24 protein-coding genes and 1 pseudogene are annotated in these 16,064 nt (G+C 43.6%); 24 read left to right on the forward strand and 1 reads right to left on the reverse strand.

Translation table 11 applies throughout. From position 1 onward, the window contains the following. Positions 1 to 36: 36 nt before the first annotated feature. The 15 genes from ACHBIE_RS08340 (at position 37) to ACHBIE_RS08410 (ending at position 10,842) form a co-directional block, all read left to right on the forward strand. The gene (locus ACHBIE_RS08340) at positions 37 to 957 is read left to right on the forward strand and encodes a magnesium transporter CorA family protein (RefSeq protein ID WP_394733142.1); all 921 of its coding nucleotides are present in this window, start codon (positions 37 to 39) and stop codon (positions 955 to 957) included. Between the two features lie 148 nt (positions 958 to 1,105). Further along, the gene (locus tag ACHBIE_RS08345) at positions 1,106 to 1,549 is read left to right on the forward strand and encodes a LytTR family transcriptional regulator DNA-binding domain-containing protein (protein ID WP_172096631.1); all 444 of its coding nucleotides are present in this window, start codon (positions 1,106 to 1,108) and stop codon (positions 1,547 to 1,549) included. Continuing rightward, on the forward strand, positions 1,546 to 1,992 hold the full coding sequence (locus ACHBIE_RS08350; RefSeq protein ID WP_170243159.1) for a DUF3021 domain-containing protein: 447 nt from the start codon (positions 1,546 to 1,548) through the stop codon (positions 1,990 to 1,992). Before ACHBIE_RS08345 ends, ACHBIE_RS08350 begins: the two co-directional genes overlap by 4 nt. Before the next feature lie 44 nt (positions 1,993 to 2,036). Then, complete coding sequence (locus ACHBIE_RS08355; protein ID WP_161942998.1) at positions 2,037 to 2,213, forward strand: hypothetical protein; 177 nt, start codon at positions 2,037 to 2,039, stop codon at positions 2,211 to 2,213. A 125-nt stretch (positions 2,214 to 2,338) separates the two neighbouring features. Further along, positions 2,339 to 4,288 (forward strand): DNA mismatch repair endonuclease MutL, encoded by a 1,950-nt coding sequence (mutL, locus tag ACHBIE_RS08360; RefSeq protein ID WP_105122401.1) that lies wholly within the window; start codon positions 2,339 to 2,341, stop codon positions 4,286 to 4,288. Between the two features lie 6 nt (positions 4,289 to 4,294). Beyond that, the gene (gene ruvA, locus ACHBIE_RS08365; RefSeq protein WP_105122400.1) at positions 4,295 to 4,885 is read left to right on the forward strand and encodes a Holliday junction branch migration protein RuvA; all 591 of its coding nucleotides are present in this window, start codon (positions 4,295 to 4,297) and stop codon (positions 4,883 to 4,885) included. 8 nt (positions 4,886 to 4,893) lie between these two features. Then, on the forward strand, positions 4,894 to 5,535 hold the full coding sequence (locus tag ACHBIE_RS08370) for a hypothetical protein (protein WP_125266299.1): 642 nt from the start codon (positions 4,894 to 4,896) through the stop codon (positions 5,533 to 5,535). Between the two features lie 17 nt (positions 5,536 to 5,552). Continuing rightward, positions 5,553 to 6,110: a DNA-3-methyladenine glycosylase I gene (locus tag ACHBIE_RS08375; protein ID WP_105122398.1), complete on the forward strand. Its 558-nt coding sequence runs from the start codon at positions 5,553 to 5,555 to the stop codon at positions 6,108 to 6,110. A gap of 69 nt (positions 6,111 to 6,179) precedes the next feature. Beyond that, complete coding sequence (locus ACHBIE_RS08380; RefSeq protein ID WP_105122397.1) at positions 6,180 to 7,361, forward strand: competence/damage-inducible protein A; 1,182 nt, start codon at positions 6,180 to 6,182, stop codon at positions 7,359 to 7,361. A gap of 51 nt (positions 7,362 to 7,412) precedes the next feature. Further along, positions 7,413 to 8,597 (forward strand): recombinase RecA, encoded by a 1,185-nt coding sequence (recA, locus tag ACHBIE_RS08385; RefSeq protein WP_105110232.1) that lies wholly within the window; start codon positions 7,413 to 7,415, stop codon positions 8,595 to 8,597. 158 nt (positions 8,598 to 8,755) lie between these two features. Then, positions 8,756 to 9,154: a transcriptional regulator Spx gene (gene spx / locus ACHBIE_RS08390; protein WP_105111770.1), complete on the forward strand. Its 399-nt coding sequence runs from the start codon at positions 8,756 to 8,758 to the stop codon at positions 9,152 to 9,154. A 106-nt stretch (positions 9,155 to 9,260) separates the two neighbouring features. Next, a complete protein-coding gene (locus ACHBIE_RS08395; protein ID WP_105111771.1) occupies positions 9,261 to 9,527 on the forward strand; it encodes an IreB family regulatory phosphoprotein in 267 nt (88 codons plus the stop codon). Next, positions 9,527 to 9,946 carry a Holliday junction resolvase RuvX gene (ruvX, locus tag ACHBIE_RS08400; protein ID WP_105138617.1) on the forward strand — a complete coding sequence of 140 codons (420 nt, stop codon included), beginning with the start codon at positions 9,527 to 9,529 and terminating at the stop codon, positions 9,944 to 9,946. The genes ACHBIE_RS08395 and ruvX overlap by 1 nt, the downstream gene beginning before the upstream one ends. An 11-nt stretch (positions 9,947 to 9,957) precedes the next feature. Continuing rightward, entirely contained in the window at positions 9,958 to 10,275 is a 318-nt protein-coding gene (locus ACHBIE_RS08405; RefSeq protein WP_004195480.1) for a DUF1292 domain-containing protein, read from the forward strand. A 222-nt stretch (positions 10,276 to 10,497) separates the two neighbouring features. Then, the gene (locus tag ACHBIE_RS08410) at positions 10,498 to 10,842 is read left to right on the forward strand and encodes a nucleotidyltransferase family protein (RefSeq protein WP_238140699.1); all 345 of its coding nucleotides are present in this window, start codon (positions 10,498 to 10,500) and stop codon (positions 10,840 to 10,842) included. Here the strand turns inward: ACHBIE_RS08410 and ACHBIE_RS08415 are convergent. Next, positions 10,802 to 11,143 (reverse strand): annotated as a pseudogene (locus ACHBIE_RS08415) (transposase); the annotation flags it as partial. The gene ACHBIE_RS08410 and the pseudogene ACHBIE_RS08415 sit on opposite strands and share 41 nt — an antisense overlap. A gap of 293 nt (positions 11,144 to 11,436) precedes the next feature. Here ACHBIE_RS08415 and rpsJ point away from each other — a divergent pair. From rpsJ to rplP, 9 genes are all read left to right on the forward strand, one after another. Further along, positions 11,437 to 11,745: a 30S ribosomal protein S10 gene (rpsJ, locus tag ACHBIE_RS08420; RefSeq protein WP_002939332.1), complete on the forward strand. Its 309-nt coding sequence runs from the start codon at positions 11,437 to 11,439 to the stop codon at positions 11,743 to 11,745. Between the two features lie 71 nt (positions 11,746 to 11,816). Then, positions 11,817 to 12,443, forward strand: a complete 627-nt coding sequence (gene rplC, locus ACHBIE_RS08425; protein ID WP_004195488.1) for a 50S ribosomal protein L3 — start codon at positions 11,817 to 11,819, stop codon at positions 12,441 to 12,443. A 24-nt stretch (positions 12,444 to 12,467) separates the two neighbouring features. Next, positions 12,468 to 13,091 carry a 50S ribosomal protein L4 gene (gene rplD, locus ACHBIE_RS08430; protein WP_004195490.1) on the forward strand — a complete coding sequence of 208 codons (624 nt, stop codon included), beginning with the start codon at positions 12,468 to 12,470 and terminating at the stop codon, positions 13,089 to 13,091. Then, positions 13,091 to 13,390 (forward strand): 50S ribosomal protein L23, encoded by a 300-nt coding sequence (locus ACHBIE_RS08435; RefSeq protein ID WP_004195491.1) that lies wholly within the window; start codon positions 13,091 to 13,093, stop codon positions 13,388 to 13,390. Before rplD ends, ACHBIE_RS08435 begins: the two co-directional genes overlap by 1 nt. Before the next feature lie 17 nt (positions 13,391 to 13,407). After that, positions 13,408 to 14,241, forward strand: a complete 834-nt coding sequence (gene rplB, locus ACHBIE_RS08440) for a 50S ribosomal protein L2 (RefSeq protein WP_002936663.1) — start codon at positions 13,408 to 13,410, stop codon at positions 14,239 to 14,241. 87 nt (positions 14,242 to 14,328) lie between these two features. After that, positions 14,329 to 14,610: a 30S ribosomal protein S19 gene (gene rpsS / locus ACHBIE_RS08445; protein ID WP_000533766.1), complete on the forward strand. Its 282-nt coding sequence runs from the start codon at positions 14,329 to 14,331 to the stop codon at positions 14,608 to 14,610. A 17-nt stretch (positions 14,611 to 14,627) separates the two neighbouring features. Beyond that, positions 14,628 to 14,972: a 50S ribosomal protein L22 gene (rplV, locus tag ACHBIE_RS08450; protein ID WP_002936662.1), complete on the forward strand. Its 345-nt coding sequence runs from the start codon at positions 14,628 to 14,630 to the stop codon at positions 14,970 to 14,972. A gap of 12 nt (positions 14,973 to 14,984) precedes the next feature. Further along, complete coding sequence (gene rpsC, locus ACHBIE_RS08455) at positions 14,985 to 15,638, forward strand: 30S ribosomal protein S3 (protein WP_002936661.1); 654 nt, start codon at positions 14,985 to 14,987, stop codon at positions 15,636 to 15,638. Between the two features lie 3 nt (positions 15,639 to 15,641). Then, positions 15,642 to 16,055, forward strand: coding sequence for a 50S ribosomal protein L16 (gene rplP, locus ACHBIE_RS08460; protein ID WP_002936660.1), 414 nt, complete (start codon positions 15,642 to 15,644; stop codon positions 16,053 to 16,055). Positions 16,056 to 16,064: the final 9 nt, after the last annotated feature.

Genomic DNA, 16,064 nt, shown 5'->3' on the forward strand with positions numbered 1-16,064 from the left:
ATGAGTATCGGCAGGAAGAAATAATTGAGGTAAGGAATGAAAAAAATCACGACAACTCATTTTACATGGTTGGTGGCAGATGCGGGCGAGACAACAGATATTGATTTTTTGAAGGAAAATCTCCATTTGGATTCGGAAATCCTGTCCTACGTATTGGATAAAAACGAATTTGCGCGTTTGGAGTATGACAAACATAGTCAGGAACTGTTGGTGATTTACAATGCCCTGCGTTCAAATTCTAAGTCAGATTTGACCTACCAGACAGCTCCGGTGTCTTTCTTTGTATCTGGCAATCAGTTACTGACGATTTTTGGTGAGGATACCAATTATTTGCAGGCCAGTTTTGAACGAATATTGCATAGGCGACAGGATGCGACCATGCTAGAATTTGTTTTCACTGCCCTGTTTCTGATTTCAAAAGCCTATTTCCCAGTTCTGGAGAAATTGAACCGCAAAAGTTCGGAATTAAACAGGGTCTTGCGCGATGAGACGACTAAAAAATCTCTTTTGGAATTGTCAGATTTGGGAACTGGTCTAGTTTATCTGGCCTCTGCCAGCAAGCAAAATGCTTTGTTATTGGAACAATTGCAGGGGCAGACCTTTTACAAAAGCTTGTCGGAAGATGAACTGGAACAATTGGAAGATGCCCACATCGAGGCCCGTCAGCTGATGGAAATGACCAATCTATCAGCCCAAGTCATCGAGAAGTTGGAAGGCACCTACAATAATGTCCTTAACAACAATTTGAACGATACCATGAAAACCATGACCAAATTATCTATCCTTTTGGCCATCCCAGCCATTGTCACAGGATTTTTCGGTATGAACGTGGAACTTCCTAGTATTTTCATGAAAATCAGCCAGTCTTGGTTTTGGGTCATTATCCTCTCGGCAGGTCTGTGGGGAGTGATTGCACTCTTTCTCAATCGCATTATGCGCAAGGAGACTAGACGTTAAAATGATGTTAGTCAGAACAGTGGTTCTGGCTTTTTTGCCGTTTAGACGTGGAATTTGACCGAATGGCGACAGGCTATTGAAATTCGTCTGTTAATGGGTTTTAATAGTCTTAGAAGTTAGCTGGCTTTGAAAAAAGAAGGGAGAGCATATGAAAGTGAAGGTTGCTATTTCGCCCGAAATCCTAGAAGATTTGGTTACGGTTGAAGCGAGAAAATTAACATCACAGATTAGTAGTTTGGTGGAAATGATTGAGACCTTTGGTAGGCAGGCGGAGCGTCTGACGGTCAAAAAAGGTGAGGAGGTTCACTTGTTGGAGTTGTCGGAGATTTACCGACTCTATTTGGAAAATAAAATATTGCAGATTGAGACGAGGGATGCAGTTTACCAGTCAGATTTGCGGCTTTATCAGGTCAAGGAGGCATTGTCATTGGATTTTCTACAGGTCTCTCAGTCAGAAATCATCAACTTGAAGCAATTGGGTCACTTAAAACAGACACCTAATGGCTTGGTCAAGTTAGTCATGAAAAATGGGGCGGGAACATATTCATCTCGCCGTTATTTGAAAGTTATTAAAGAAAGGTTAGGATTATGAAAAAATATCTCTTATCGGCATCTTTGGGTGTCACCATTGGTAGTTTAATTTCAATTGTTATGGCAAGCTTCTTTGGCGAAGGTTACTATTTGCCAATTAATCCTCATTCGACCATGGGAGCCATTTATCTGGAGCGGTTTTCGCAGCCGCTGATTATGCTGATTTCGGTTGTTATTTGGGGGGCAATTGGTGTGCTCTTCCAAGCTGCGGACAAGATTTTTGAGCAAGATTGGAGCTTGGTTCGGATGACGGTGATGCATTTTCTGGTAACGGCAATCGGTTTTACACCGCTATCGATTTTAGCGGGATGGTTCCCAGTCAATCTTGCAGGACTGCTCTTTTTCTGGCTGCTCTTTATCTTGATTTATGCCTTGATTTATTGGTTTAATATCCATCAGATGCGCCAACAAATTGAACGAATCAATCGTTCTTTGGATAAATAAGCAAAATTTGCTACAATGGATATTGGAATAAACAAGGAGTTTTCATGAAGACAATTCAACTTGTATTTTTTGGTTTTTTCTTATTGTTTAATTGTGGCTATATTCTTTATAATCTCATCACAGGCTTTGATTGGTCTCAAATTCTCTTGCCAGTTGCCTTTGCCCTGTTTAGCGGATGGGGATGTTACTCACTTTTTAAGGAGATGAAACAAGCCAAATAATCTCTTAGATGTAAAACATTCGTCTAAGGTTAGGGAATATCGTTCTCTTTTTATAAATTGCCCGTTCTTTTTAGCTGATATAGAAGAAATCGATAGGATATTGTCTTTGTGCTATAATAAAAGATATGACAAATGAGAGAACTAAAACAAATCATATTATTGAATTGCCAGATATTCTAGCCAATCAGATTGCAGCCGGAGAGGTCATTGAGCGTCCGGCCAGTGTCGTTAAGGAGCTTTTGGAAAATTCCATCGATGCAGGCGCGACTCAGATTCAGATTGTGATTGAAGAAGCGGGGCTCAAGACCATTCAAATTACGGACAACGGCGAGGGCATTGCGCATGATGAGGTGCGCTTGGCCCTTCGCCGTCATGCGACTAGCAAGATAAAAAATCAAGCGGACCTTTTTCGTATTCGGACCTTGGGTTTTCGTGGTGAGGCCCTGCCCTCTATCGCCTCTGTCAGCCAGATGGTGATTGAAACGGCCACTGCGGATCATCCTCACGGCATCTTGCTGGAGGCTAAGGGCGGGGTAGTTGAAAAAGAAGAACCTATCAGCCGTCCAGTCGGGACTCAGATGACGGTTTCGGATTTATTTTACAATACCCCTGCTCGGCTCAAATATGTCCGCAGCCAGCAGGCCGAATTATCTCACATTATCGACGTTGTCAACCGTCTCAGCCTAGCCCATCCAGAAATCAGCTTTACTCTGATAAATGAAGGTCGGGAATTGCTTGCCACTGCTGGAACAGGCAATCTCCGTCAGGCCATTTCTGGTGTCTACGGCATTGCATCGGCTAAGAAAATGGTTGAAATTGTTGCCGAGGACTTGGATTTTCAGGTGTCGGGCTATGTTTCCTTACCCGAATTGACCCGGGCCAACCGCAACTACATCAGCATTTTCATCAACGGCCGCTACATCAAGAATTTCCTGCTTAACCGAGCGATTTTGGAAGGATATGGCAGTAAGCTCATGGTCGGACGTTTTCCACTGGCGGTGCTTGCCATTGAGATTGACCCTTATCTTGCTGATGTCAATGTCCATCCGACCAAGCAGGAAGTCCGTATTTCCAAGGAAAAGGAGCTGATGCAGCTCATTCGTGAAGCCATTGCTCAAGCCCTCAAGGAGCAAGATTTGATTCCAGATGCTTTGGAAAATCTGGCGAAATCCAGCACGCGGACCAAGGTCAAAGCTGAGCAGACGACGTTACCGTTGCGTGAGACCAATCTCTACTACGACACGGTCAAGAAAGATTTCTTCCTCAAGCCAGAGGTTGTGGCGGAGGAGATTGCGCCATTGGAAATGGCAGAGCAGTCGAGTCAGCCTGAGCCTCAGGCTGCAGCTATCAAATTTGCCCAGCGTTTGTCAGCAGACGAGCAGGATGCCGAGCATCCTGCCCTCAGTCAGAAAGAATTAGCCAAGTTGGCCAATCAGCTGGACCAAGAACAGACGTCAACCTTCCCAGAATTGGAATATTTTGGTCAGATGCACGGAACCTATCTCTTCGCTCAAGGAAAGGGCGGTCTCTATATCATCGACCAGCACGCTGCTCAGGAGCGGGTCAAGTACGAATATTACCGGGAGAAAATTGGCGAGGTGGACAATTCTGCCCAGCAACTTTTAGTGCCTTACATTTTTGAATTTCCGCAAAATGATGCCCTGACCCTGTCCAGTAAGTTGGACAGCCTGCGCCAGGTCGGCATCAATCTAGAAGAGTACGGTAGCAACCAATTCATCCTGCGGGAACATCCGATATGGATGCAGGAAGAGGAAATTGAGTCTGGGGTCTATGAGATGTGTGACATGTTGCTCTTGACCGACCAAGTTTCCATCAAGCAGTATCGGGCTGAGTTGGCTATTATGATGTCCTGCAAGCGGTCGATTAAGGCTAACCATGCCTTGGATGACTATTCGGCGCGTGACCTCATTCGCCAGCTGTCCCACACGAAAAATCCTTATAACTGTCCGCACGGTCGCCCAGTTTTAGTCAACTTCAGCAAGTCGGACATGGAAAAAATGTTCCGTCGCATTCAAGAAAATCACACCTCTTTACGAGAATTAGGAAAGTATTAGAAAATCATGTACGACTATATCAAAGGAAAACTTACGAAAATCACTGCTAAATACATCGTCATTGAAGTGACGGGTATTGGCTACATTCTTCATGTGGCCAATCCTTACGCTTTTTCTGGCCATGTCAACCAAGAAGTGACGGTGTACACGCATCAAGTCATTCGAGAAGATGCCCACTTGCTTTACGGATTTATGACAGAAGCTGAAAAGTCTGTCTTTCTCAGCCTGATTTCTGTGTCTGGTATCGGTCCGACAACAGCTCTAGCCATCATTGCCGTGGATGATAATGACGGGCTGGTTCGGGCCATTGAGCAGAAAAATATTACCTACCTGACCAAGTTTCCGAAAATCGGTAAAAAAACAGCCCAGCAAATGGTGCTGGACTTGGAAGGCAGGTTTGTTATGAGCGAAGAAACAGGTCCCGTCGAAACGTCGGCTCCGACCAGTGAAAATCATGCCTTGGAAGAAGCAATGGAGGCAATGGAGGCACTCGGCTACCGACCGGCTGAACTCAAGAAAATCAAGAAATTCTTCGACGGCACGACCGATACCGCTGAGAATTACATCAAGTCCGCCCTCAAGATGTTGATGAAGTGAGGATAGTGATGAGATTAAATTTGATACATGCTGGGACTAGCCATAGACCAAACTATCCTTTGTCAGGAAAAGAATTTTCTATTGATTATCACTATATGCCTCATGAAGAGGTTGTCATCATAGGACGCATAGACCCTAATTACCACTTTTTTGAAGCTCGAGCATCTTTGAAAGACACGGAAAAAATATCGTCCATCTATAAGGACTTGATGGCGGATCAACAGGACCATGTTCGCCTTGGGACACTCCATCATCTCGGCTATACCTATTCTGGTCGTCTGAGTGCTTCTCTAATATCGAATTATGTCGGTTATTGGGATACATACACGGGTCTGCAAATTAAGCAGAAAGATGAACATTCTGGCGGACATTTTGCTTATTTTTTACAAAGACACTATCGTGAACAAGTGAGAAAGGCGGAGCTACGCGATAGGAGTGGTTCGTATGTATCAATCCTGGAAAATTATCAAGCCTATCTAAAAACAGTTGATTATATGGCTTATGAGGGTAAGGTAGAACCTCTGAGGCAGATATTGGAGCAAGAGGCTTATGTGCTTCTGTCTCAAAATGAAGAGCTCGTTCAAGCTTATAAAGCTTGTCTAGATTTGATAGGATCGCTCTATAATACTTATCAGACTGCCATTCTTTAATGCTAGAAAGGAAAAATATGAACCGTTGTTCTTGGGTCAATCTCAACAATCCCTTCTATATAGCCTATCACGATCAAGAATGGGGGCGCCCTTTGCATGAGGAGCAGGCTCTCTTTGAATTGCTCTGTTTGGAGACCTATCAAGCAGGTCTGTCTTGGGAAATTGTGCTCAACAAGCGACAGGCTTTCAAGGCTGTCTTTCATGATTATGACTATCAAGCGGTTGCTAGCATGACTGACCAGCAGCTGGATGCCCTGCTCGACAATCCAGCTATTATTCGGCACAAGGCTAAGCTCTACGCGACCCGTGCCAATGCCCAAGCCTTTCTCAAGTTACAGGAAGAATGCGGCAGTTTTGACCATTATATCTGGTCTTGGCTAGCAGGTCGCCCACAGGTCAATTCGGTTGGTGACTACCGTCAAGTTCCTGCTAAAACCTCCCTTTCCGAGGCTATTTCCAAGGACTTGAAAAAACGAGGTTTTAAATTTGTCGGTCCTGTCTGCGTCTATTCTTTCCTACAAGCAGCCGGGCTCATTAACGACCATGAAAATACGTGTGACTGGAAAAATATCTAAAACCACCACCCAATTACGAACTAATAGATAGGCAGGTAACTGCATGCTATCAAAAGTAGAAGGAGGATTATGAAAGCAGAACTCATCGCCGTAGGCACTGAAATTTTGACCGGTCAGATTGTCAATACCAACGCGCAATTTCTATCTGAAAAATGTGCTGAATTGGGTATTGACGTCTATTTTCATACAGCAGTAGGCGATAATGAAAAGCGTCTTTTGTCGGTGTTGGAGATTGCCAGCAAGCGAAGTGATATGGTCATTCTCTGTGGCGGTTTGGGACCGACGGAGGACGATTTGACCAAGCAGACCCTGGCTCAGTTTTTAGGACGCGACTTGGTCTTTGACAAGAGGGCCGTGGACAAGCTGAACCGCTTTTTTGCCAGTCGTCCCGGTCGTATTCGCACACCCAATAATGAGCGTCAGGCTCAATTGGTGGCTGGTTCTATTCCCTTGCACAATCCCACAGGGCTGGCTGTAGGGAGTATGATTGAACAAGACGGCGTTACCTATATTGTCTTGCCAGGACCGCCTAGCGAACTCAAAGCCATGTTTGCCCAGAGTTTGCTGCCGCTGTTGACCCAATCCGAGCAACAACTCTATTCGCGGGTCTTGAGGTTCTTTGGTATCGGCGAGAGTCAGTTGGTTACTATCTTGGCAGACTTGATTGACCAACAGACGGACCCGACTCTAGCCCCTTATGCTAAAACAGGGGAAGTCACCCTGCGCCTGTCTACCAAGGCGACCAGTCAGGTAGAGGCAGATGCCAAACTAGCCCAGCTAGAAAAGACGATTCTGGAGCGAGATAATTTAGCAAAATACCTATATGCCTATGGTGAGGACAATAGTCTGGCTAAAACGGTTGCGGATTTGTTGGTTGACAAGCAGCAAACCTTGTCCATTTTGGAGCAGGGAACGGGAGGTCAGTTGCAAGCGGAATTGAGCGCAACCATGACAGACCAGATGTATTTTAGCGGGGGTCAGGTCAGAGGTCAGGGTCCAATCAGCTCGGACAGCTTGGTGACAGAAGCCAGTCAGTTGCGGAAGGAATTGGCGACAGATTTGACTCTGGCTGTTTCGGTGGCTGTCAAACCCCAATCGACTGTTGACAACGTCCTTGCCAAGGTCAGTCTGGTCTTGGTCAGCACCTCTGGGATTGTCCAAAAAGAAGTGGATTTAGGGGGGTATTCATGGCTCTATCTGCGTCAGTTAGCTTGCCTGCAGGCCTTAGACTTTGTACGAAATACTTTGTGAAATAGCAGAACTTTGCTATAATGGTTTGATTAGAAAAAGAGGAGAAAGAAATTGGCTAAGAAACCATCGAAAAAATTAGAAGAAATTACTAAAAAATATGGAGATGAGCGCAAAAAAGCTTTAGATGACGCTCTCAAGTCTATCGAAAAAGACTTTGGTAAGGGGGCAGTGATGCGCCTGGGTGAGCGTGCCGAGCAAAAGGTTCAGGTCATGAGCTCTGGTAGCTTGTCGATTGACATCGCTCTGGGCGCTGGTGGCTATCCGAAGGGTCGTATCGTCGAGATTTACGGTCCAGAATCATCTGGTAAGACGACGGTTGCCCTTCATGCGGTTGCCCAATGTCAAAAAGAAGGCGGTATTGCAGCCTTTATCGATGCCGAGCATGCTTTGGATCCTGCTTATGCAGCGGCTCTAGGTGTTAACATTGATGAATTGCTCTTGTCGCAGCCGGATTCTGGTGAGCAGGGTTTGGAAATCGCTGGCAAATTGATTGACTCTGGTGCTGTTGATTTGGTCGTTGTCGACTCAGTTGCGGCTCTTGTACCGCGTGCGGAGATTGACGGTGACATCGGTGATAGCCACGTTGGTCTGCAGGCGCGTATGATGTCTCAGGCCATGCGCAAATTGGGTGCATCAATCAACAAAACCAAGACCATTGCTATTTTCATCAACCAACTCCGTGAAAAAGTGGGTGTCATGTTTGGTAACCCAGAAACCACGCCGGGTGGTCGTGCCTTGAAGTTCTATGCCTCTGTTCGTTTGGATGTTCGTGGCAATACCCAAATCAAGGGTACGGGTGATCAGAAAGACCAGAACGTTGGTAAGGAAACCAAGGTCAAGGTCGTGAAAAACAAGGTCGCTCCGCCATTTAAAGAAGTTGTCGTGGAAATCATGTACGGAGAAGGGATTTCGCAGACGGGCGAGTTGATTCAAATCGGTAGCGACTTGGGTATCATCAAAAAAGCAGGTGCTTGGTATTCTTACAACGATGAGAAAATCGGTCAAGGTTCGGAAAATGCTAAGAAGTTCTTGGCTGAAAATCCAGAAATTTTTGCAGAGATCGACCGCAAAATCCGTATTCACTACGGTTTGATTGAAGATGATAACGCACCAGCTGAAACGGCTGATACAAAGGCGGAAGCTACTGAAGAAGTTCCTGCTACTGAAACAGAAACCAATGTAGAATTGGAAGAAGTAGTACTTGACCTCGATGGCGGCATCGAATTAGAAGAATAATTCCGAAAAAGTCTAGTCTAGCTAGGCTTTTTCTCATAAAAACCGAATTTTCCCCCTTAAATTTAAAGTTTTTTTGCAAAATAGGTCTGCAGACTGAGGGATTTTGTGGTATAATGGTTTATAATGTGTTTACGAAGATGTAGCAAAGGAGTGACTACATGATTAAAATTTATACTGTATCTAGTTGTACCTCTTGTAAAAAAGCAAAAAATTGGTTAAATGCTCACCAACTTTCATACAACGAGCATAACCTTGCAAAAGAAGCCATTACTAAGGAAGAAATTATGAATATTTTGACCAAGACAGAAAATGGTATTGCAAGTATTGTTTCTTCAAAAAACCGTTATGCTAAGAGCTTGGACTTCGATATTGAGGATTTAAGCGTTAATGAGGTTATTGATTTAATTACCTCAAATCCTCGGATTTTGAAAAGCCCGATTCTGATTGACGAGAAACGTCTTCAGGTAGGCTATAAGGAAGATGACATTCGTGCCTTCCTGCCACGCTCAGTGCGTAATGTAGAAAATGCTCAAGCTCGGATGAGAGCAGCCCTATAAAGTAGATGAAAGAACTCTAGCTCTAGGGTTCTTTTATGCTATATCATTGAGTTCAGGGGCTATATGTGGTATAATAGACTATAAGATAAGGAAAGAAGGTGTAAGTATGGGATTCACAGAAGAAACTGTCCGTTTTCGTCTGGACGATACAGATAAGCAAGAAATCAGCAAAACGCTGACCAGTGTTTATCGGTCGCTTGACGAGAAAGGCTACAATCCAATCAATCAGATTATCGGCTATGTCTTGAGTGGGGACCCTGCTTATATTCCTCGCTACAATGATGCCCGTAATCAGATTCGTAAACACGAGCGCGACGAAATCATTGAAGAATTGGTACGCTACTACTTGAAAGGGAATGGGATTGACCTCTAATGAGAATTATGGGATTAGATGTCGGTTCAAAAACCGTCGGTGTAGCCATTTCGGATCCCTTGGGTTTTACGGCCCAGGGTTTAGAAATTATTCCTATAAATGAAGAAAAAGGTGAGTTCGGTTTTGAAAGGCTAAGCGAACTTGTTTCCCAGTATAAGGTGGACAAGTTTGTTGTTGGCCTACCCAAGAACATGAACAATACTAGCGGTCCGCGTGTTGAGGCCAGTCAAGCCTACGGTGATTTATTGGTGGAACAGTACGGACTGCCTGTTGATTACCAGGATGAGCGCTTGACCACTGTAGCGGCTGAACGTATGTTGATTGAGCAGGCGGATATCAGTCGCGGAAAACGTAAAAAAGTTATTGACAAATTGGCAGCCCAGCTGATTTTGCAAAATTATTTAGATAGAACATTTTAAAGGAGATACGAATGGCACATCATCACGACCATGAACATGACCACAACCACGACGAGCGTGAATTGATTACTTTAGTAGACGACCAAGGTAATGAAACCTTGTTTGAAATTTTATTGACAATTGACGGTCAAGAAGAATTTGGTAAAAACTACGTTCTCTTAATTCCTGCAAGTGCAGAGGAAGATGAGAACGGTGAGGTGGAAATCCAAGCTTACTCGTATATCGAAAACGAGAACGGCACAGAGGGCGATTTGCAACCAATCCCGGAAGATGCAACAGCAGAATGGGACATGATTGAAGAAGTCTTCAACAGCTTTATGGAGGAATAAAAAGGTCCGGGGGACCTTTTTATCTTTTGCTTGAAAACCAAGGAGCTAATCAAGGTCCTGTGGACATCGAATCATGAGTCCATAAATTAAAAATCGAATAAAGGTCTGGTGATTGTTTTAATCTGCTCCCTGTCGTTAGAATGAAATTTCTAACGATTTTTTTAAGGAAGCTAGAAAAAAATAACACTAAAATCAATGAACAACTTGAAGGTAGAAGATTGTATGAAAGATGAGTTAGAAAGATATTTGTTAAAAGACCCTGATATCATTAGGATTTTGGGGATTGTAAAGGATTTAGACTTAGCGGACTCGTGGATTTGTGCAGGAACAATTCGTAATTTTATCTGGAATCACTATCGTTTTGATAAAAATACGGATGTTGATTTAATCTTTTACGATGAGAAAATATCGCATCAAGCAACAAAAGAATTAGAAGCAAATTTGCGACAAAGATATCCGGAATATCAGTGGGAAATTAAGAATCAAGTATTTATGCACATTCATAGCCCGGCTACCTCTCCTTATCAATCGTCAAAGGGTGCCTATCATATCCCTTGTTGGTTTTGAGCTTGTAGAATATTTCGATGAGGGTTGCCTGTGGATTTCTTCGGATGCAATTTTTAATCCAGGTAAGCTCCTGTTCGGTATGAGCTTTTGGATGAGGTGTTAGAGGTCGATGCGACCGGTCTTTCAGCGATTCTTTGGTGCCGTCGAATCGCTTGTTCCACCGCATGAGAGAGGCTTTTGAGACCTTGTAGCGTCGACAGATGAAGGTGACAGAAGCTCCATTTCGATAGGTTTTAACAGCGTGGTAGCGTGTTTCCAGAGTGTGTGGCAAATAGCGAAGATTTTGTGGTATACTAGTCATGAGAAGATTTCCTTTTTGATGAGTAGGTGGTACTCTTATCATATCAGGGAATCTTCTTTTTGACTTCTAGAAGTTTCACATCTATTGTAACGCTACATTTGATTTTTAAATTTTTAAGTAAAAACTCTTGCAATGCACAATATAATTTGATAGAATGTTCTAGTGCCGTAAAAATTACGGCTGTAGCTTTGATGCAAGAGGTTGCGACACGCTCGGTTGCATTGCCACGCAACACGTGTTGGTTTTCTTGTGGAGCTAGCCTATTATCTTAAATAGACGAAAAGGAGAAAAAGATGGCAAACAAAAAAATCCGCATCCGCTTGAAAGCGTACGAACACCGTACACTTGATACAGCAGCTGCAAAAATCGTTGAAACTGCAACACGTACAGGTGCTCAAGTAGCAGGTCCAGTTCCACTTCCAACAGAACGTAGCCTATACACAATCATCCGTGCGACTCACAAGTACAAAGATTCTCGTGAGCAGTTCGAAATGCGTACACACAAACGTTTGATCGACATCATCAACCCAACTCAAAAAACAGTTGATGCTTTGATGAAATTGGATCTTCCAAGTGGTGTAAACGTAGAAATCAAACTTTAATTGATTTTGAGCATGAAAAACGCTCGTTAAAAACTTTTTAAATACAAAATAAGAAAAGGAATATTTTTCTCATGACAAAAGGAATCTTAGGGAAAAAAGTGGGAATGACTCAAATCTTCACTGAATCTGGTGAATTTATCCCTGTTACTGTCATCGAAGCAACTCCAAACGTTGTTCTTCAAGTGAAAACAGTTGAAACTGACGGTTATGCAGCAGTTCAAGTTGGTTTTGATGACAAACGTGAAGTATTGAGCAACAAACCTGCCAAAGGCCATGTAGCTAAAGCTAACACAGCTCCTAAGCGCTTCATTCGTGAATTCAAAAACATTGAAGGCTTGGAAGTTGGACAAGAAATTACAGTTGAAACTTTCGCAGCTGGTGATGTTGTTGATGTAACTGGTACATCTAAAGGTAAAGGTTTCCAAGGTGTTATCAAACGCCATGGTCAATCACGTGGTCCTATGGCTCACGGTTCTCGTTACCACCGTCGTCCAGGTTCTATGGGTCCTATTGCACCTAGCCGTGTATTCAAAGGTAAAAACCTTGCAGGTCGCATGGGCGGCAACCGTGTAACAATTCAAAACCTTGAAGTTGTACAAGTTGTTCCAGAAAAGAACGTTATCCTTATCAAAGGTAACGTACCAGGTGCTAAGAAATCTCTTATCACTATCAAGTCAGCAGTTAAAGCTGGTAAATAATAAGGAAAGGGGAAATCAGTCGAAATGGCAAACGTAACATTATTTGACCAAACTGGTAAACAAGCTGGTGAAGTAGTTCTTAACGATGCGATCTTTGGTATCGAGCCAAACCAAGCAGTTGTATTTGATGTGATCATCAGCCAACGTGCTAGCCTTCGTCAAGGTACTCACGCAGTTAAAAACCGTTCAGCAGTCTCAGGTGGCGGACGCAAACCATGGCGTCAAAAAGGAACTGGACGTGCTCGTCAAGGTTCTATCCGTTCACCACAATGGCGTGGTGGTGGCGTAGTCTTCGGACCAACTCCACGTTCATACGCGTACAAACTTCCACAAAAAGTTCGTCGCTTGGCACTTAAATCTGTTTACTCAGAAAAAGTTGCTGAAAACAAATTTGTAGCTGTTAACTCACTTGAATTCACAGCTCCAAAAACTGCTGAATTTGCAAAAGTACTTGCAGCATTGAGCATTGATTCTAAAGTCCTTGTTATTCTTGAAGAAGGCAACGAATTCGCAGCTCTTTCTGCTCGTAACATCCCAGGAGTTAAAGTTGCAACTGCAACAACTGCAAGCGTACTTGACATCGCAAATGCAGACAAACTTCTTGTAACTCAAGCAGCTATCTCTAAAATTGAGGAGGTTCTTGCATAATGAATTTGTATGATGTTATCAAAAAACCTGTCATCACAGAAAGCTCAATGGGCCAACTCGAAGCAGGCAAGTATGTATTTGAAGTTGACACTCGTGCGCACAAACTCTTGATCAAGCAAGCTGTTGAAGCTGCATTCGAGGGTGTTAAAGTTGCAAATGTTAACACAATCAACGTGAAACCTAAAACAAAACGCGTAGGTCGTTATGTAGGTCGCACAAACAAAGTGAAAAAAGCAATCATCACATTGGCTGCTGATTCAAAAGCGATCGAATTGTTCGCTACAGCTGACGCTGAATAATCAAAGGAGGAATTAACGTGGGTATTAAAGTTTATAAACCAACGACAAATGGCCGTCGTAACATGACTTCTTTGGACTTCGCTGAAATCACAACAAGCACTCCAGAAAAAAGCTTGCTTGTTGCTTTGAAGAGCAAAGCTGGTCGTAACAACAACGGTCGCATCACTGTTCGTCACCAAGGTGGCGGTCACAAACGTTTCTACCGTTTGGTAGACTTCAAACGTAACAAAGATGGCGTTGAAGCAATCGTTAAAACTATCGAGTACGATCCAAACCGTTCAGCAAACATCGCTCTTGTACACTACACAGACGGTGTTAAAGCTTACATCATTGCTCCTAAAGGTCTTGAAGTTGGTCAACGCATCGTTTCAGGTCCAGAAGCAGATATCAAAGTTGGTAACGCACTTCCACTTGCAAACATCCCAGTCGGTACTGTTGTTCACAACATCGAGTTGAAACCAGGTCGCGGTGGTGAGTTGGTTCGTGCTGCTGGTGCATCTGCACAGGTTCTTGGTCAAGAAGGTAAATACGTTCTTGTTCGCCTTCAATCAGGTGAAGTTCGTATGATCCTTGGTACTTGCCGTGCTACTGTTGGTACTGTGGGTAACGAACAACATGGCCTTGTTAACCTTGGTAAAGCAGGTCGTAGCCGTTGGAAAGGTATCCGTCCAACAGTTCGCGGTTCTGTAATGAACCCTAACGATCACCCACACGGTGGTGGTGAAGGTAAAGCGCCAGTTGGTCGTAAAGCACCATCTACACCATGGGGTAAACCAGCTCTTGGTTTGAAAACTCGTAACAAGAAAGCTAAATCTGACAAACTTATCGTTCGTCGTCGCAACCAAAAATAATAGGTTGTTAGCTTAATTCCGCCAACTCGGTAGCCCGCTATGCGGGCAAGCCGCTGTGGTACATATTTTAAAGGAGAAAACACTAAAATGGGACGTAGTCTTAAAAAAGGACCTTTCGTCGATGAGCATTTGATGAAAAAAGTTGAAGCTCAAGCAAACGACGAAAAGAAAAAAGTTATTAAAACTTGGTCACGTCGTTCAACGATCTTCCCAAGTTTCATCGGTTATACAATCGCAGTTTACGATGGACGTAAACACGTACCTGTATACATTCAAGAAGACATGGTAGGTCACAAACTTGGTGAATTTGCGCCAACTCGTACTTACAAAGGTCATGCTGCTGACGACAAGAAAACTCGTCGTAAATAATTTAGGAGGAAAACACAATGGCAGAAATTACTTCAGCTAAAGCAACTGCTCGCACAGTACGTGTTTCACCTCGTAAATCACGTCTTGTCTTGGATAACATCCGTGGCAAAAGCGTAGCAGACGCAATCGCAATCTTGAAATTCACACCAAACAAAGCTGCAGGCATTATCGAGGGAGTTTTGAACTCAGCAATCGCTAACGCTGAAAATAACTTTGGTTTGGAAAAAGCTAACTTGGTAGTCAGCGAAGCATTCGCAAACGAAGGACCAACATTGAAACGTTTCCGTCCACGTGCGAAAGGTTCTGCTTCACCAATCAACAAACGCACAGCTCACATCACTGTAGTTGTGGCAGAGAAATAAGGAGGTAAAAACGTGGGTCAAAAAGTACATCCAATTGGTATGCGTGTTGGCATCATCCGTGATTGGGATGCTAAATGGTATGCTGAAAAAGAATACGCGGATTACCTTCATGAAGATCTTGCAATCCGCAACTTTATCAAAAAAGAATTGGCTGATGCGTCAACATCAACAATCGAAATCGAACGTGCTGTTAATAAAGTAATCGTTTCTATCCACACTGCTAAGCCAGGTATGGTTATCGGTAAAGCTGGTAGCAACGTTGATGCACTTCGTGCTCAATTGAACAAATTGACTGGTAAGCAAGTACACATCAACATCATCGAAATCAAACAACCTGATTTGGATGCACACCTTGTTGGTGAGTCAATCGCTCGTCAATTGGAGCAACGTGTGGCATTCCGCCGTGCTCAAAAACAAGCTATCCAACGTGCAATGCGCGCTGGTGCAAAAGGTATCAAAACACAAGTTTCTGGTCGTTTGAACGGTGCTGATATTGCCCGTGCAGAAGGCTACTCAGAAGGAACTGTTCCTCTTCATACACTTCGTGCGGATATCGACTACGCTTGGGAAGAAGCTTTGACAACTTACGGTAAACTTGGTGTTAAAGTATGGATCTACCGTGGTGAAGTTCTTCCAGCTCGTAAAAACACTAAAGGAGGTAAATAACAAATGTTAGTACCTAAACGTGTAAAACACCGTCGTGAATTCCGTGGAAAAATGCGCGGTGAAGCTAAAGGTGGAAAACAAGTAGACTTTGGTCAATACGGTCTTCAAGCAACTACTAGCTCATGGATTACAAACCGCCAAATCGAAGCTGCCCGTATCGCTATGACGCGTTACATGAAACGTGGTGGTAAAGTTTGGATCAAGATCTTCCCACACAAATCATACACTGCTAAAGCTATCGGTGTACGTATGGGTTCTGGTAAAGGTGCTCCTGAAGGTTGGGTAGCTCCAGTTAAACGCGGTAAGGTTATGTTTGAAGTAGCTGGCGTTTCTGAAGAAATTGCACGCGAAGCATTCCGCCTTGCAGGTCACAAATTGCCAGTTAAAGTTAAATTCGTAAAACGTGAAGCAGAATAAGGAGAAGAC

This window comes from Streptococcus sp. A23, from assembly GCF_043674155.1.
In the GTDB taxonomy this organism is placed as follows: domain Bacteria; phylum Bacillota; class Bacilli; order Lactobacillales; family Streptococcaceae; genus Streptococcus; species Streptococcus suis_V.

Excerpts from the sequence above, each read along its gene's own strand:
- ACHBIE_RS08395 (WP_105111771.1), top strand. The coding sequence starts at position 9,261 with ATGGGATTCACAGAAGAAACTGTCCGTTTTCGTCTGGACGATACAGAT.
- ACHBIE_RS08350 (WP_170243159.1), top strand. The coding sequence starts at position 1,546 with ATGAAAAAATATCTCTTATCGGCATCTTTGGGTGTCACCATTGGTAGT.
- ACHBIE_RS08405 (WP_004195480.1), top strand. The coding sequence starts at position 9,958 with ATGGCACATCATCACGACCATGAACATGACCACAACCACGACGAGCGT.
- ACHBIE_RS08340 (WP_394733142.1), top strand. The coding sequence starts at position 37 with ATGAAAAAAATCACGACAACTCATTTTACATGGTTGGTGGCAGATGCG.
- rplD (WP_004195490.1), top strand. The coding sequence starts at position 12,468 with ATGGCAAACGTAACATTATTTGACCAAACTGGTAAACAAGCTGGTGAA.
- ACHBIE_RS08410 (WP_238140699.1), top strand. The coding sequence starts at position 10,498 with ATGAAAGATGAGTTAGAAAGATATTTGTTAAAAGACCCTGATATCATT.
- ACHBIE_RS08370 (WP_125266299.1), top strand. The coding sequence starts at position 4,894 with ATGAGATTAAATTTGATACATGCTGGGACTAGCCATAGACCAAACTAT.
- ACHBIE_RS08345 (WP_172096631.1), top strand. The coding sequence starts at position 1,106 with ATGAAAGTGAAGGTTGCTATTTCGCCCGAAATCCTAGAAGATTTGGTT.
- rplP (WP_002936660.1), top strand. The coding sequence starts at position 15,642 with ATGTTAGTACCTAAACGTGTAAAACACCGTCGTGAATTCCGTGGAAAA.
- rpsJ (WP_002939332.1), top strand. The coding sequence starts at position 11,437 with ATGGCAAACAAAAAAATCCGCATCCGCTTGAAAGCGTACGAACACCGT.
- ruvX (WP_105138617.1), top strand. The coding sequence starts at position 9,527 with ATGAGAATTATGGGATTAGATGTCGGTTCAAAAACCGTCGGTGTAGCC.
- rpsS (WP_000533766.1), top strand. The coding sequence starts at position 14,329 with ATGGGACGTAGTCTTAAAAAAGGACCTTTCGTCGATGAGCATTTGATG.
- ACHBIE_RS08435 (WP_004195491.1), top strand. The coding sequence starts at position 13,091 with ATGAATTTGTATGATGTTATCAAAAAACCTGTCATCACAGAAAGCTCA.
- spx (WP_105111770.1), top strand. The coding sequence starts at position 8,756 with ATGATTAAAATTTATACTGTATCTAGTTGTACCTCTTGTAAAAAAGCA.
- mutL (WP_105122401.1), top strand. The coding sequence starts at position 2,339 with ATGACAAATGAGAGAACTAAAACAAATCATATTATTGAATTGCCAGAT.
- ACHBIE_RS08355 (WP_161942998.1), top strand. The coding sequence starts at position 2,037 with ATGAAGACAATTCAACTTGTATTTTTTGGTTTTTTCTTATTGTTTAAT.
- ruvA (WP_105122400.1), top strand. The coding sequence starts at position 4,295 with ATGTACGACTATATCAAAGGAAAACTTACGAAAATCACTGCTAAATAC.
- ACHBIE_RS08375 (WP_105122398.1), top strand. The coding sequence starts at position 5,553 with ATGAACCGTTGTTCTTGGGTCAATCTCAACAATCCCTTCTATATAGCC.
- rplC (WP_004195488.1), top strand. The coding sequence starts at position 11,817 with ATGACAAAAGGAATCTTAGGGAAAAAAGTGGGAATGACTCAAATCTTC.
- rplV (WP_002936662.1), top strand. The coding sequence starts at position 14,628 with ATGGCAGAAATTACTTCAGCTAAAGCAACTGCTCGCACAGTACGTGTT.
- ACHBIE_RS08380 (WP_105122397.1), top strand. The coding sequence starts at position 6,180 with ATGAAAGCAGAACTCATCGCCGTAGGCACTGAAATTTTGACCGGTCAG.